A 14,674-nucleotide genomic window follows, 5' to 3' on the forward strand; every position below is an offset into this window, starting at 1 on the left:
ATCGGCAATATCGGATTATGGCGTTAGCGGCCGCTGGGCCGCGCCACGCCTAGAGACGGCCGCAAAGAACGCGCGTGAGGAGCACCAGACCATCGGTATTGTTCGTCAGCTGATTGGCGAGCGCGAGCGTCTGCGATAGCAGCTCGCGATGCGCGACGCGATGGGATCGGAGCGCGGGCTCGTCCTCCCCGATCGGATGGGCGGCGTGTACGGCATCGAGAACCGGCAGGTAGGACTCAATTTGATGCGGTGCGAGCGGCGCCTGACCGATCGTTCGATGGATTTCCACGGTAGGCAGATCGTTATACGGAATACGTCCCGCTTGCTCGAGGCGCAAAAGAAACTCCCAGTCTTCGAGCACGGGAAGCTGCGTATTGAACCCCTTCGTAAACGAAAGAACCTCGCGCCGATGGAGCACGCAACCGATCGGCAACGCGCCGGCCACCTGCAGCGCTCGCTCCTCGCCGGGCTCCCGGAATACTCCGCTTACGCGCACCAACTCTTCGCGAGTCGTTCCCGTGCCGTCCAAATAGCGACTGACGACCAGCGTCGCCCTGCCGCAGGCGGCCATCGCGCTATTTTGCAGAAGCGCGGCGAGCAGACTTTCGAGATGTTCCGGCCGGAAACGATCTCCCTCGTCGAGGTAAGCGATGCATCGTCCGCGCGCGATGCGAAGTCCCAAATTCCGAGCGGCGGCCGCCCCAAGCGGCGTATCCGTGCGCACGCAGCGGATTCTTGCGGAATACGGGAGGCGCGCGACGGCCGACGCGAACGATACGGGCGTACCGTCCTCGACGACGACGATCTCCCAGTTTTCGTGCGTTTGCGTCGAGATGGAGTCCAAGCTCTCAAGCAGTTGCGGATACCGTCCGGCGCTCCGAACGATGACGCTGACGAGATCGCCGGCACCGGGAGGTTTGCCGCTCGTATCGAGGTCCATCGCGGTCAGACGCCGCTCGATGTGCGCAAACTTTTCTTCATCGCCGGCGGCTAGCACGGGCGCCTGCGTGACGGACTTCAACGCGTTGAGCTTCCCGTGCAGATGCTCAACAATCGATCGTTCGAATCCTCGAAAGCGGGCGTGATTTTCCCAGGTCGCGTAGCGGTCCAATAACGACAACGTCTCGCGTACGTCGTCACCGGTGGCGACGTATCCGGAGACGCCCGAGGCCTGCGGCCCGTGGAGCCTCACGCAAACCGAAGGGTCGCGCAAATATGCGAAACGTTTTCCCGCGGTAGCGAATCGTAGCGCGAGCTCCCAGTCGCCGGCGATGCGCAATTGTTCGTCGAACGCGCCCAGCTCGTCGAACAGCGACCTTCGAAACAGCGCCGTGGGCAGACACACGTGGCACGTCGTCGTAAGAAGCTCGACGAGTTCGTCGCGAATATCGACATAGTCGAAGGGCAGCTGGCCAGGCATCGATCGGACCGCGTACGGAATGCCGGACGCCGGAGAGAGCAGCGTTCCCGTATAGACGATATCGACTTCCGAATGCTGCTGCAGAACGGCCAACGTCCGTTCGAGATGGTTCGGCAAAAAGAAGTCGTCGGCCGAAAGAAAGGCCACGAACTCACCCGACGCGCGCTGCAACCCGGCGTTGACGTTGGGGATGATGCCGATGTTGCGCTCGTTGCGATAAACGCTCAAACGCGGATCGCCGGCGTAGCGTTTTAGGACCGCCTCGGTGTTATCGGTCGAGCAGTTATCGCTTACGATCAGTTCCACATCCCGATAGGTCTGGTTCAACACGCTTTCGATGGCATCGCCGATGAAATGAGCGTAGTTGTACGACGGTATAACGACCGAGATACGTCCGCGGCACGTTGGCGTCATCGCAAATTACCAGGTCTTCCAGGAAGCCCGGCCCGAACTCCAGAGGTCGTCCAAGGTGTGCTTGTCGCGCAGCGTATCGAGCGGTTGCCAAAATCCGTGGTGTTTGTGAACGTTCACTTGGCCGGCTGCGGCCAAACGTTCGAGCGGTTCCCGCTCCCAAATGGCTTCGTCGTTATCGATGTATTGAAGCGCGGAAGGCTCCATAACGAAGAAGCCGCCGTTGATCCAACCGCCATCTCCTAACGGCTTCTCTTGAAACGTCTTTAGCCGGTCGTCGTCGAGTTCGAGCGCCCCGAAACGTCCCGGCGGCTGAACGGCCGTCATCGTAACGGCGCAGCCCGATCCTTTATGCTTCGCGATTAGGGCCGCGATATCCACATCGCTGACGCCGTCGCCGTAGGTAGCGCAGAACGTCTGATCGCCGATGTACGGAGCGACGCGGCGCAACCGGCCACCGGTCATGGTCGCATCGCCCGTATCGAGCAGGGTCACCGTCCAAGGGTCGGTGGAACTGCTGTGGACGTGCATGCTGTTTTTGCCAAGGTCGAACGTGACGTCCGATGTGTGCATGTAATAGTTCGCAAAGTACTCTTTGATGACGTACCCTTTGTATCCCAAGCAAATCACGAACTCGTTGATGCCGGCGGATCCGTAGATCTTCATGATATGCCAGAGGATCGGCTTGCCTCCGATCTCGATCATCGGTTTCGGGCGCGAGCCGGTCTCTTCACTTATACGCGTGCCGAGGCCGCCGGCGAGAATGACGGCTTTCAAACGGCCCTGCGAACCTTTGTTGACATGTTAGGGGTATCGGGCCCAGAGCGAGGCTTATTTAGCCGCTCGGCTCGGGAACGGACCGTTCAAAATCCTCGACATGGCGGGTTCGATTCGTGGAGAGCAAGAACACCGCCGACGAGATGTCCCGGTACTATCGCTATTTCGGTCTAGAACGCGACCCGTTCTTGGATACCGCCGATCCGTATTTCTACTGCGAACTCGGGGCTTTGCGGCTGGCCAAGGAGCGCTTGGCCGCCTCTATTGAGGAATCGCGGGGCCTGAGCGTCGTCCTCGGCGAGCCGGGGACCGGGAAGACGAGCCTCTGCGGGGCGCTCGAACAGGACATCCTTCGCGACGATCGGATCACGTTGGGCAAAATCCTCGATCCGAGCTTCGCTACCGAAGTTGAATTCTTGATCGCCGTCGGTCGCGTCTTCGGCCTTTCGCTGCCGCCTCGTTCGAGCGCCGCGTTAAAGAACGCGCTCAAGAATTTTTTCTTCGAAACGGCAGTATTAGAAAATCGCACGCTGGTTCTCATTATTGACGAAGCTCAGAATCTGAGCGATGAGAATCTCGAAGCGCTGCGGCTTCTCTTGAATTACCACGTTCCACAGAAAAAACTTCTCAACGTTTTGCTCTTCGGCCAAAGCGAACTCGAGCGGCGCATCATCAATCGCGAGAACCTAGTCGACCGGGTGGACTCCTGGATTCGGCTCGAACCGCTCGACGAATCGGTCGCCGGCGCCATCGTCGATTTTCGACTGACGCGTGCGGGAGCCACCTCGGGTCAACCGCTGTTCACTCCCGAGGCGCGCGACTTGCTCGTCGCAGGGTCGGGGGGACTAGCTCGCCGCCTTACGATGCTCGCCCATCTTTCGATGCAGGCGGCCGCGGATCGCGCGAGTACGCTCGTCCGCGAAGATCACGTAAGCGCCGCGATGCTCGTGCGCGGCATCGTCGCACCGCCGTCGTCCACGAAACTCCCCGAACCGCCGGCGCCGGCTCTTCCAATCGTCACCCTCAGACCGCCCAGTTTTTTCGAGCGCCTCTTCGCGCGTCTCCGGCCGCAAAAATGAAGCGCGAAGCCGATTTCGACGGCAGCGCGGATATGCGGCTGCTCGACCTGCAGCGCGCCGCGCTCGGCGTTGCGCCGCCGGCCCGGCCGACGTGGGAATCCGGGTTGGATGCCGACGGCATCGGAGGCGCCGACGTACCGGACGACCTGGGTCCCGGGAGCGCGACGATCGTGGTCGAGGGGCAAGCCACGCCGGCGGTCGACGTCATTCCGGGAGCGGTCGTAACGCTCTCACTGAGCGTTGCCAACGAAGGCGTCCGCCCGGCTCATGCCCTGCGCGCCGGCGCGCCGCTTCCGGCCGCGTCCGTCTACCGAGAAGGTACGTTCGTGCGCGACGGCCGGCCCGAGTCCGACGACTCGGCCGGCGATTTCTTTGGCGAGGGTCTGCCGATCGGTGCGCTCGAGCCGAAATCGCGCGCGACGTTCCTCTGGAAGGTCGGAATTCGGCAAGGTACGACCCCGCTGCTCGTCATACCGTGGGTCACCGCCGGCGACGCGGCGGTCATCGGGGCCCAATCGATTGCGATCTCCCGCAAAACCGGCGCAAGCGCCAGCTTCGCCAACGAAGTAAAGCGCGCGGAACCCCCGCCCGAAACACCACCCTCGATTGAAGAGCTTCCGTTTTATGAATTAGACGAGGAAGAAACCCTCGTGCACGAGGCCGTCGATGCCGGGCTCGAATCGGCGCCGAAGGGTATCGCCGAACCGCCCGCCCATCCCGCGCCGGCCCCTGCGCCCGAAGCCGCCGCCTCGCCGGCCGCTTTTCGCGACGCGATCGTGGTGAGCGGGCAGATGGATCGGCTCTCGCTTGCGTTCTTCGAACGGATCTTTAGCGCGAACGGCAAACCGCCGACGCTGCTCAATCACTTTATGCTCGGCGGCGCACTCGCATGCACGGCCGCCGCCGACGGCTCGGAAATTACGGGTCTCAAGCAGCACAACGACGCCCAGGCTCAGTTGCTGCAGCGCATCGCCCTTCACGAGCGGCTTGGCAAGAAAGAACCGATCGCCGAATATGCGGGAACGATCGACGTTCGCCTGGACCAATTACGCGAACTGCCCGTGCGGCCCCAGGCCGCAACGTCCGATTCGCATCTCGTGCGCTTCGACTGCGATCTGTCCGCTCCCGGACTCGCCGTTCTGCGAAAAATGTACGACGAGCGCTCCCGATGGGACTTTACAAAGGCCCGTCAGTTCGCGCTTGCATTGCAAGCCCAACGCGTTCGGATCGCGCACGATACCGCCGCGGCGGAGTCCGCGAATTCCGCCCTGCGGAACTATTCCCAGATTGCCGGCGTCGCGCTTCAACGCTTCTTCGTTCGAATGCGCATCGATCGAACGACGGCGTTACTATCGTCGAACGACTCGTCGCTCGATGCCGCGGCGCGGCAGCTGCTTTCGGCGCTCGCCGCGCTATTTGTATGAAATTACTCATTGGAATCCCCACGGGCGGCTCTCCCACGCGCCCCTTTCTGGACAGCTTGTCCGTTCTACGCCTGCCTTCATGCGTTACATCGGTCGAGCGGCGAACGATTTCCGGCAACTTCGTTCCGGCGCAGCGCGAGCTGATCTTGCGCCACGCCCTTACCTGCGGAGCCGACTTCGTCGCTATGATCGACGACGATATGGTGCTGCCGCCGGACGCTCTGCAGCGGCTCTGCGACGCGATCCTCGCAGATCCCACGGTCGCCCTCGTTGGCGCGCTCTACTACTCGCGCGACGGCCTCCGGCCGATGGCCGTAGCGAATTGGGATCCCGGGCGCACGACGTCGGCAAACACGCCAGGCTTCGATGGCACGACGCCCGTTACGGTCGACGGCGTCGGCTTCGGTTGCGTCCTGGTGCGCGCCTCCGCGCTGCGCGATTTGCCGCAGCCCTTTTTACGAACGCACGTTTACATCGAAGAAGTCGCCGGGCGCGTACGCGTCTGCGACGAAGACTACCTCTTCTGCGAAACCCTGCGCGCGGCCGGTCATCACGTTCTCTTGCATTCGGGCGTGCGCTGCGGACACTTCGATCGAAGCAGCGAACGAACGTTTCCGGAACGATGGGAAGAGGCGTCCGTCACGCGCGGCCCGCGCATGATGATCAGGCGGCCCGACGGTACTCCCGCGCTAGTCGCAGCGGACTCGAGCCTCGGAGAGGCCGGCGAACGGCACGTTCCGGCATCCATCGAATATATCTATCCGACCGAGCATCGTTAGCTCAACCGGTCCAGCGCCCCCAACGACGACCGGCGGCGGTTCACGCTTCCGAAGCCGCGGGTGGCACCCCGCGCGCGCCCCAGCAACTTCAATCGATCGCGAACGGAGCCGTTGTAGAAAGCCAGCCTCGCCATCTGGTCTTCGCGCGTCTTTTCGATCGCGCGCAAACGCGTCATGACGTGAGCGTCGAAACGCTCGTCGCGTGCATTCGCGGCGCCCTCAAAAGCATTGTCCAGGGCGTGCATGTGGCGGCGAGAGTCCGCGATCGCAGCGGCGACGCGCGCCCAGTCGCAGGCCCGTAATGCGGCTTCCAATTCGCCGCACAGCTCCTCTAAGGATTGTAACGCCGCGAGCAGCGGCTCTCGAGGGCCCGCAGGGTCAGCCGACTGCAACGAAACGCCCCGCGCCGCTGATGGGTGCGCCAAACCCCGGCGAAGCCACGACCGCGTTTGAAGGGTTCGAAATCTGCTTGAATTCGGCAACGGCGATGCTCCACATCGTCCGATAGTCCTTGAAATCCGGCAGTAGCCGCTCCACGCGCAGAGCACTCTTCTGCATGTTTGCCATTACGAGTTCGTGATGCCAAAATTCGTAGACTCTAAACAGGTTCTTGGAAACGTCGCCGCCGATCTCCATATCGAGCGAACCCATCAGTAGGCAGAGCGCTCGTTGGGCGCGCAGCAAATGTTTATGAATAGCCTCGATATCGCCGGGCTCCCGCACGAGCGTTTCAAGTCCCTGCGTGGCGGAGTTGATCAGCACGTCGAAGATCTTAACGATAAGGTCTTCCTTCGAAGCCGTGGCGATCGACGTTTCCAGGTATTGCTGCTCTACAGAACGTTTCATTCTCTCGTCGCCTAGTTACCCTTAAAGAACGAACCCAATTGCTGCTGAAGCGCCTGGTAGCCGGCTAATTGCGATTCGCTATTTACGAACTCGGCGCGCAGCGCATCGGCCTGCGCGTTCGCACTGTCCGTAATCTGCGTTATTTGCTCTTGAATCGACTGCACTTCGGCGGTATTTGCATTTTCGAACCCTTGCAGGATCGAAACGAGCGGGATGTTGCCCAGCAGACCCGACGATACGTTCGTCGGTACGCCCGTAACGCCGGTCAGATAGGTGCCGATCTGGTTGATAAAACCTTGGGATCCGCCAAACAGACTTTGAACCGATGTCGGGTCCGACTGAAGCGCATTTTGCAGTTGCGTCGTGTCGAGAGGTTGCAAGAGGCCGTCGGTTCCATTGAGCTGCTGCGTGGTTACCGGCCCCGTTGAGTTGGGAGTCGTCGACGGGTTCGAGACGATCTGAGTAAACGAGCTGTCGAGCTGCAGACCGATCGACGAAAGCGAGATGCGCTTTCCGGCGGTTCCCTGAAACAGGCCGCCGACGAAGTTCACGAGCTGGTCTTTCACGCTCGTAATGTCGGCGTTGTTAAAGAGCACCCCACCGGCAACCTGTTGGGCGCTCGTGTTCCCCGGCAACTGCGGCGTGTTTGACGTTACGACGACGGGTGAGGCCGTCGCGCTGTTTATTTCGCCGATCGCTCCGTTATACGCCGATACGAACGTGTTGATCGCGCTTACGAGCTGCGAATTGTCTTGGGCGACTGTTACCTCGAACGGCTGCACCGTATTACTTAAGAGGTTGAGCGAAATACCGGGGATCGCCGTCGTGACGTTGTTGCTGCTGCTGTAAACCGTCTGCGTCGCGCCACCCGGCGTGGAGAGGACGACTTTCGCCTGCGACCCGATGGTTGTTTGGGCGGCTCCGCCTGTCAGGCCGCTCGCCGCGAGAAAATTGCTCGTATCGCCGCCGGCGCCCAACACGATGCTTTGGGGGCCCGAATTCTTGTTGACGAGCGATATCTCGCCCGTCGACGAATTGTACGACGCGGTCACGCCCGCGGCGGAAGCGTTGATGTTGTTGAGGACGTCGTGCAGGTTGTTCTGGGTGGCGTCGATCGTGATGGTGACGCCGTTGATCGTAATCGTCCCCGACGTGACCGGCGTCTTAAATCCGGCGCCGCTGGCGGCGTTGAGTCCGGTGGCCTGGTTGATTCCGCCCACCCCGGCCGTGCCCGTTACCGTGCCCGAAGTCGGCGTGTTGGTAACGGCGGCTTGCGTCAGGCGTAAAACGTCGAGCAGGTTCCCCGAATCGTTGGCCGATCCCAGCGAGACCGGTTTATTCGTATCCGAGATTTGCACGGTATCGGTTGCGCCGACAAAACCGATCGAAAAGCCGGCATCGCCTGCCGCCCGAACGGCTGTTTGAATGTTTGCAAGAATCGTATCGAGCGATTGCGTCGTCACGTCGTACCCGACGGTGACCCCGTTGATCGTAACTTTTCCGCCGCTCGATCCCGAGCCGTTGGTCGGCGTTATGGCGGCGTACGACGTTGAGAGTGCGACCGAATCGGAGGGTGCGGCCGGGCTGCCAATAAGATCGCGTTCGCTATGGCCGACCGTCGTGTCGCTGAGAATCTGCGTCGACGTTGCCGTCTGAACGGACTGGATAACGTAGGTTCCCGGCGTCGCCGGAACGCCCGGAATACCCGCAGCCGTCGCGACGTTCGTCGCGCTCGACGTGCCGCTGAACGTCTGAAAAAGATTCGGCTGCGAGAGCGCGTTGAGCGAACTCTGTACCGACCCGAGCAGGCCGTTAATTTTTATGAGTTCCAGATTCGCCGCGTTGATCGAGGCCGATTGCGTGTTGAGCCGCGTTTCCGGAGCGAGCGCGATCGTGGTGAGCTTCTGAATGATCGAGTTGTAATCGATGCCCGACGCGATACCGGGAAACGAGATCGGGGGCGTGTTTGTGCCGGGGACGGTGCTTGACATTGCTCTCCTTTAGACGCTGGAATCCAGCGCGACGCCGGAGTGCTTGTCGAAAAACTCCGCGATCTGTATGACGATCTCGGCCGGAAATTGCGCGACTTCTTTGCCCGTTTGCGGGTCGCTGAACACCGTGACGACCTGACTCGGATTATGGCTCACGCGATAGGACACGTCCAGCCCGGCCGATAGCGGGTGCTCGGGTTTACCAAAAAGCTTGGCGACGGTCTCTAAAAGAGTGCCGCTTTTGTGCGTAGGATCCGGGGGCGGAGCGGTCGCGACACCGGCAGCTGTCGAAGGTGCCGCGGGGGCGGCCTCTGCGACCGGCGGCTCGGCAAAAGAACCCGTCGCGGGCGTGATGGCTGAAACGTCCATGTTCCTCCTCCTATCCTATCTCCCTTAGGTTTCGGCCGACTCGGCGAGCTTATTTAGGAGTCAGCGTCACAGGAGCGCCTCTTCGGCGACCCGCTTTGCCTCGGGAACGCGGCCCGTCCGTAGGTAGAGGCCGGCAAGCTCGACGGCGATCCGTTGTTTCGAGCGCGGCATTGCGACGACGAGAGCTAATTCGGCTTCGACTTCGCGCCCCAGCTGTTCCAAAATGCCCGAACGCAGCAGCGTGGCATCCAGTTGATCGCCGTCCTGCCGTAGGACTTCGTCAACCGACTCCAGCGCCTGCCCGTGATGCCCTAATTCGCGCAGCAGCACGGCTTCCAGATATTTGCCTTGGATGAATACCGAGCCCGACTCGGCGCGGATCGTTTCGAGGTAGGGTAAGGCCTCCACTTTCCGGTTAAGATTCACAAGGGCGATCGCGGCGTTGTAGGCCAGGGCCGCATCGGATGCATGGGCACGCAAACCCTCCAGGGCGATTTCAAGGGCGCGATCGAACTCGCTCGTCGCGAGAGCCAATTTCGATCGCCGAAGAAAATCCGCCGCATGTTCTGCCGCCGTCGCGCGTTCGGCCGCGCGCAGTTCCTCGACTGATCGAAGATCGCCGCGTTGCGTATAAAGAACTTCCAGCGGATTGAGGATTTCGGCTCGGCCTGGGGCCAGCTCCAAGGCCATTCGCAAGTGGCGTTCGCCGTCTCCGGACCCCAGCTTCTGCTCGACGGCTGCCGCCGCGATCAGCAGCGTGATGGCCGCCTCGCGGCCAACCTTCGCGTGCGATGACTCGATGCACGCGAGCGCTTCGGTTTCCTTGTCGTGCGCGAGGAGAAAATTGACGAAGCTGATAATCGTCGGTTCGTCCGCGACTTCTTCAAAAAGACCGCGAAACTCCGCCTCGGCTTCGGGAAGACGCCCCAGCCGTTCTAGAACGCGAGCACGATTGAGACGCAACGGACCGATCGTGGGCCGATTGGCTAATCCTCGATCGAACCATTGCAGCGCCGCAGTCTGATCGCCTTGCAGGGCGTACGTCGCGCCGATCTCCGAATGCGCCTTCCAGGCCGAGACCTCGTCGTCGACCACGAATTGCGCCGCGTTGTGCGGAGCATCCGCGATCGCCGCCTCGTACATCGCGCGCGACTCCTCGTATCGCCCGAGCATCATGAGCGCTTTCCCGGCGGAAAAATGTCCGTTCGCGTAGTTCGGCGCGTGGCGCAGGCAGAGCGTCGCAAGCTCGAGGCCGCGCTGCGGATCGTTGAGGCGCTCCGAGCACGTGTCCGCCCAGATTTGAAGCCCGTTGGGAGTAAAGCCCCGCAACTCGTCCTTACAACGCTCCCACATCCGCTCGAAGGCATCGACGGCCCGCAGATTGTCTCCGCCAAGAAATGTCGTGACGCCCAGATTGTACCAGTGGTACGCATCCCGATCGTCGTTCTTGATGGCCGCCTCGATGATTTCGAGATTTCGAGCGTGCTTGTCGCGCAGCGCGACGATTTCGGCCATGTATCCGTAGTGCACGATCTTCAGCGGCGAGGCGACGGCGTCGATTCCACGCGGGCTGCCGTCGAGGCTGATAAATTCGTGGATCGGCTGGCTGAAGCGAATGCGATCGTGATTTGGAAACAGACGCGTGATGACGTGCGAGAGTTGGCCGCCCCCATGATATTGATCGGACTGATTCATGCAGCGGACCCAGAGCGCTGTCAAATATGCCGGAACGTTCCTCAGACGACGCAGCACGTCTGCCGTCTCCGGGAGAATCTCCTCGTCGGCGTCGAGCTGCAGAACCCATCGCCGGGTCGCCATCGTTAGCGACTCGTTTCGCGCCCAGGCAAAATCGTTTCGCCACTCGCGATGTTCGATTCGCGCCCCGTAACGCAGCGCGATCTCCACCGTCCGGTCTGAGGATCCGGTATCGACGATATTGATCTCGTCGACGAGCTTCGCAACGCTGGCCAGGCACCGATCGAGGAACCGCTCCTCGTTTCGAACGATCATGCACAGACTCACACCCGCCGGTTTTTGATTCCAGTCGGTCGGCGGGTGGGGGAGTCCGAACGGTAAATCGTTGCTGGGTCGCACGCCATTGCGAACACCGGGACGCACCGAGCGTGCACGGGTAGTCATCCTTATTCTCATCGGCATACCGAGGTTTGGAGGTTAGCCGCCGGGCTGCCGGCGGAATCGCAAAAAAAAGAGGCCCGCCGTAGCGGGCCTCTTCGTTGGTCAGTACCGGTTCCGCAGTTAGCGGAAGAGGCCGAGGACCGACTGGGCGTTTGCGTTCGACTGTGCCAAGACCGAGGTACCGACTTGGTTGAGAACCTGGAGTCGCGTGAACTCGGTGGTCGCCTGGCCGACGTTGAGGTCGCGGATCGATGATTCCGAGGCCTGCAGGTTGACGGCTGCGACGTTGTTGTTGTTGGCATCTTCGTTGAGGCGAACGATGACTGCGCCGAGTTGCGCGCGCTGCGAGAGCAGTGCGTTGAGCGCGTTATCGATCTGACCGATCGCATCCTCGGCGCCGATCGACGGGTTGTTCGGCGACGACGTGGCGAGATTGATGTTCGAGATGCGCAGGGTCTGGGCGTTCGTCGCCTGGAGGCCGATCTGAACCGTGTCGCCTTCGTTGGCGCCGGACTGAACGTTCAGGGCCGGGGCGCTCGAGTTGGTCGAAGCCGCTACCGCTTGGCTAACCTTGATGTACGCGGTCGTGCCGGCATCGGCTTGGGTGATGTTTCCAACGTTGACCGTCAGGCCATCGATCGAGATCGCGGTGTTCGCGTTGTACGTCGCCGCGAAGACCGACACGCCTTGCGTCGCGCTGCTGAGGAAGGTCACCTGAACCGCGACCGAGGTGCTGCTCGTGTTGATGACTTGCAGTTCGATGGTTCCGTCTTGTCCACCAGACGCCGCGCTCGTGTTGAAGCCGGCCTGCGTGGTGACGCTCGCTACGAGATTACCCGATCCGACAGGGCCGCCCGTGCTCGCGAGAACGGTGTTCGACGTGATGTTGTAGCTGGCGTTCACGTAGGCCTGGAAGCCGGCGTGGCTGCCGTCGAGCAACGGCTGTCCGTTGAAATTGGTGTTCTGCGAGATGCGGTTGACTTCGAGCAAGAGCTGCGAAACTTCCGCTTGCAGGTTGTTCTTGTCGGATTGGCTGTTGACGTCTGAAGCGGCTTCGACGGAGAGACCGCGGATGCGCTGCAGAATATCGGTCGTCGTTTGGAGCGCGCCTTCGGCGACTGCCGCAGCATTGTTCGCGTCCTGGACGTTCTGTGACGCGTGCTGGAAGCCGTCGACCTGCGTCTGCAGGTTCGTGGCGATTGCCAGGCCGGACGGATCGTCCGCTGACGAGTTGATGCGAAGACCGCTGGAAAGCTGCGTTACGGTGTTCTTGAGCGCTTCCTGGTTCTTCGTGAGGTTGTATTGAACGTTGTTGGCCAACAGATTGTTGGCGATGCTCAGACCTTGCGACATTATTTCCTCCATGAGTCACACGGATTACGTGTGAGTGACTATAGTCGAGGGGAACGTTCCGTGTCCCCTTCTGTGAGTATATCGGCTCTGGTGCGAACCGACTTTAGTGTGGTTTCGGTGATTTTTTCCGAGGCTGCAGCGTCGCGCGGCCGACCTCCGCGGGCTGGTCCTCCGGCGATGCCGGCGGGGCCGCGGCGGCGCTCCGATTCGAGCGCTGGATCTCTTCGTAGATCTCCGAACGGTGCACCGCGATCTCGCGCGGCGCCTCGATGCCGAGTTTGACCTGATCGCGATCCACGGCGACGACGACGACGCGAACGTTGTCGCCCACCATGATCGACTGATTGACTTTTCGGCTCAGGACAAGCATCGTGCCCTCCTTGGCGATTCGCGCGTTCGCCTCTCGGCCCGCGCGCGTGGTCTGTTGCACCGGTCTTACACCGGCGCATCCTCACGGCCTTCTCCGGCCGCGTTGAGTCGGGCTACGGCGCCGGTGCGGCGGCCGTCTTCCGGGGGATCGGCTCGCGGACCGAGTACCTGGAATTCTCGAGCATGATCTGGCGGCCGCGCCGCGTCTTCAAATTAATGACGACGGGAGCCATCAGGTTCATGGTCATCTCCTGTGCGTCGGGCGATACCACCACCACGCAGAGAACCGTAAAATCTTCGGGGCCGTGTAACTCGAGCGTCGAGGTCGCGTACCCCGGCAGCTTGGGGTCGTACTCGGGAAAAATCTGCCAGGGGTCGGAGCACGGCAGCGCGACTTGCGGATCGTCCACCGATTGCAGCCACACGAAGTTCGGCTGGTCGGCGAGGGTGAGCGCGAGGAACCGGTGCGCGGCAGCGAACCCGGGCATCCCCCACGGAAACTCGATCAGGTCGTTTTCGGCGTAGGAAACCTCACCGAAACGCCCGGTCTCAAATCGACTCAGTTGGGGTGCCTTCATCGCAGCGTTCATCCTCCTATGTAACCCTTCTCTTATGGGAGATAATCGAAGAGCGTTTTGCTCTCCAGGCGCGTTGTGGTCCCGTAGGCTGCTTGTAAGGCCGTCTGCGTCGCCGAGAACTGGGAAATCACCTTAGCAATATCGGCATCTTCGATGCCCGACTGCACCTTGGTGTTGTTAGCGACTTGTGAATCCGTCGCGGCGCCGATATTGGCAATCGTCTGCAGGTTGCCTCCGAGCACCGCCCGGGCGTTGACGACGCTCTGCAGGACCCGGTCCGCATCGCCGATCTGACGCGTGAGATTGTTCGTCAAGTCCGCCTGGGAATTCACCTTAAAGGCCGCAACGAAATTTGCGGAGTTGATGGCGCCCGCGCTCGGAACGTCCTTGATCTGAAACGCTCCGCTCGCCGAGGTCAGCGAGAGGCGCTCCGCCTTCGGGTCGAACGTCGCCGTTACGCCGGTCCCCGAGCCGTTGATCGCGGCGAGCACGGCACTTATGGGTTGTCCCGGTGCGAACGTCAGCGTGACGCCGTTGGGCGCGGCCGCCGAGGCGATACTAATGGATATATTGCCCGTCGAGTCCGTGCCGACCGGCGTTTGAAAATTTGCGGAATTGAGGGCCGTCGCGGGACCGATCGCAGTGCCGGCGCGATTGATCGGACCGGTGCTCGCATCGACGATGGCACCCTTGGCCAGCGTGTCGCGCAGCGTTATCAGCGATTGAAAGACGTCCGGCGATCCGTCGGGGGCGGCGTAGTTAAAGGCTTGCTGGAGCGTGAGCGAGGTCGCGATCGTCTGTCCGTCGGGCAGCACCTGCGATTGCGCGCTCAGATTTCCGCTCGAAACCACGGCCGTAACCGGCTGCCCCGAGGCAGCGACGGGCTGCTGCTGCGGATTTGCGGTTCCCGCGAAGACGTATTTGCCGGCGTATTGCGTGTTGGCAAGTCCGATGGCTTCCTGCAGCAAGCCATCGACTTGGCTCGCAATCGCCTGCTGCTGCGACGTACTCAGCGTACCGCTCGCACCTTCGACCGCCAGCGAACGCGCCTTCTGCATGACGTTCGAAAGTGAGGAAAGCGCCGAATCGACCGTCGTGAGTTCCGCCGATATACTTTGGACGTTCGTCGAGGTTTGGTTCTC

Annotated in this window: 14 protein-coding genes; 3 read left to right on the plus strand and 11 right to left on the minus strand. The window is 61.5% G+C overall.

All coding sequences use genetic code 11. The features are described 5' to 3' along the window. Positions 1–49: 49 nt before the first annotated feature. Positions 50–1,834: a glycosyltransferase gene (locus tag VIG32_12215; GenBank protein ID HEY8298772.1), complete on the minus strand. Its 1,785-nt coding sequence runs from the start codon at positions 1,832–1,834 to the stop codon at positions 50–52. 6 nt (positions 1,835–1,840) lie between these two features. Continuing rightward, on the minus strand, positions 1,841–2,608 hold the full coding sequence (rfbF, locus tag VIG32_12220; GenBank protein ID HEY8298773.1) for a glucose-1-phosphate cytidylyltransferase: 768 nt from the start codon (positions 2,606–2,608) through the stop codon (positions 1,841–1,843). A 116-nt stretch (positions 2,609–2,724) separates the two neighbouring features. Here rfbF and VIG32_12225 point away from each other — a divergent pair, with 116 nt between their 5' ends. From VIG32_12225 to VIG32_12235, 3 genes are read left to right on the plus strand one after another with little or no spacing between them, the layout of a single operon-like run. After that, positions 2,725–3,687, plus strand: coding sequence for an AAA family ATPase (locus VIG32_12225; protein HEY8298774.1), 963 nt, complete (start codon positions 2,725–2,727; stop codon positions 3,685–3,687). After that, positions 3,684–5,111: a hypothetical protein gene (locus VIG32_12230; protein HEY8298775.1), complete on the plus strand. Its 1,428-nt coding sequence runs from the start codon at positions 3,684–3,686 to the stop codon at positions 5,109–5,111. Before VIG32_12225 ends, VIG32_12230 begins: the two co-directional genes overlap by 4 nt. A gap of 56 nt (positions 5,112–5,167) precedes the next feature. Continuing rightward, on the plus strand, positions 5,168–5,890 hold the full coding sequence (locus VIG32_12235) for a glycosyltransferase (protein HEY8298776.1): 723 nt from the start codon (positions 5,168–5,170) through the stop codon (positions 5,888–5,890). On the opposite strand, the gene VIG32_12240 is transcribed toward VIG32_12235, so the two are convergent. The 9 genes from VIG32_12240 to flgL all read right to left on the minus strand — a co-directional run. After that, a complete protein-coding gene (locus VIG32_12240; protein HEY8298777.1) occupies positions 5,887–6,204 on the minus strand; it encodes a hypothetical protein in 318 nt (105 codons plus the stop codon). The two genes, VIG32_12235 and VIG32_12240, sit on opposite strands and share 4 nt — an antisense overlap. 64 nt (positions 6,205–6,268) lie before the next feature. Continuing rightward, positions 6,269–6,736, minus strand: coding sequence for a flagellar export chaperone FliS (locus VIG32_12245; GenBank protein ID HEY8298778.1), 468 nt, complete (start codon positions 6,734–6,736; stop codon positions 6,269–6,271). A gap of 11 nt (positions 6,737–6,747) precedes the next feature. After that, positions 6,748–8,727: a flagellar filament capping protein FliD gene (fliD, locus tag VIG32_12250; protein ID HEY8298779.1), complete on the minus strand. Its 1,980-nt coding sequence runs from the start codon at positions 8,725–8,727 to the stop codon at positions 6,748–6,750. A 9-nt stretch (positions 8,728–8,736) separates the two neighbouring features. After that, positions 8,737–9,096 carry a hypothetical protein gene (locus tag VIG32_12255; protein ID HEY8298780.1) on the minus strand — a complete coding sequence of 120 codons (360 nt, stop codon included), beginning with the start codon at positions 9,094–9,096 and terminating at the stop codon, positions 8,737–8,739. A gap of 66 nt (positions 9,097–9,162) precedes the next feature. Continuing rightward, a complete protein-coding gene (locus VIG32_12260; protein HEY8298781.1) occupies positions 9,163–11,235 on the minus strand; it encodes a glycosyltransferase in 2,073 nt (690 codons plus the stop codon). A 117-nt stretch (positions 11,236–11,352) separates the two neighbouring features. Beyond that, a complete protein-coding gene (locus VIG32_12265) occupies positions 11,353–12,585 on the minus strand; it encodes a flagellin (GenBank protein HEY8298782.1) in 1,233 nt (410 codons plus the stop codon). 103 nt (positions 12,586–12,688) lie between these two features. Continuing rightward, positions 12,689–12,955 carry a carbon storage regulator CsrA gene (csrA, locus tag VIG32_12270; GenBank protein ID HEY8298783.1) on the minus strand — a complete coding sequence of 89 codons (267 nt, stop codon included), beginning with the start codon at positions 12,953–12,955 and terminating at the stop codon, positions 12,689–12,691. A gap of 112 nt (positions 12,956–13,067) precedes the next feature. Continuing rightward, a complete protein-coding gene (locus tag VIG32_12275) occupies positions 13,068–13,544 on the minus strand; it encodes a flagellar assembly protein FliW (protein ID HEY8298784.1) in 477 nt (158 codons plus the stop codon). A gap of 20 nt (positions 13,545–13,564) precedes the next feature. Then, a partial coding sequence (gene flgL / locus VIG32_12280) for a flagellar hook-associated protein FlgL (protein ID HEY8298785.1) occupies positions 13,565–14,674 on the minus strand: 1,110 nt, incomplete at its 5' end.

It is taken from the genome of Candidatus Baltobacteraceae bacterium (assembly GCA_036559195.1).
Lineage (GTDB): Bacteria > Vulcanimicrobiota > Vulcanimicrobiia > Vulcanimicrobiales > Vulcanimicrobiaceae > JALYTZ01.

Bases quoted from the DNA above. Each gene is read 5' to 3' on its own strand.
- VIG32_12215 (HEY8298772.1), bottom strand. From the start codon at position 1,834: ATGACGCCAACGTGCCGCGGACGTATCTCGGTCGTTATACCGTCGTAC.
- VIG32_12230 (HEY8298775.1), top strand. From the start codon at position 3,684: ATGAAGCGCGAAGCCGATTTCGACGGCAGCGCGGATATGCGGCTGCTC.
- VIG32_12245 (HEY8298778.1), bottom strand. From the start codon at position 6,736: ATGAAACGTTCTGTAGAGCAGCAATACCTGGAAACGTCGATCGCCACG.
- fliD (HEY8298779.1), bottom strand. From the start codon at position 8,727: ATGTCAAGCACCGTCCCCGGCACAAACACGCCCCCGATCTCGTTTCCC.
- VIG32_12255 (HEY8298780.1), bottom strand. From the start codon at position 9,096: ATGGACGTTTCAGCCATCACGCCCGCGACGGGTTCTTTTGCCGAGCCG.
- VIG32_12260 (HEY8298781.1), bottom strand. From the start codon at position 11,235: ATGACTACCCGTGCACGCTCGGTGCGTCCCGGTGTTCGCAATGGCGTG.
- VIG32_12265 (HEY8298782.1), bottom strand. From the start codon at position 12,585: ATGTCGCAAGGTCTGAGCATCGCCAACAATCTGTTGGCCAACAACGTT.
- csrA (HEY8298783.1), bottom strand. From the start codon at position 12,955: ATGCTTGTCCTGAGCCGAAAAGTCAATCAGTCGATCATGGTGGGCGAC.
- VIG32_12275 (HEY8298784.1), bottom strand. From the start codon at position 13,544: ATGAACGCTGCGATGAAGGCACCCCAACTGAGTCGATTTGAGACCGGG.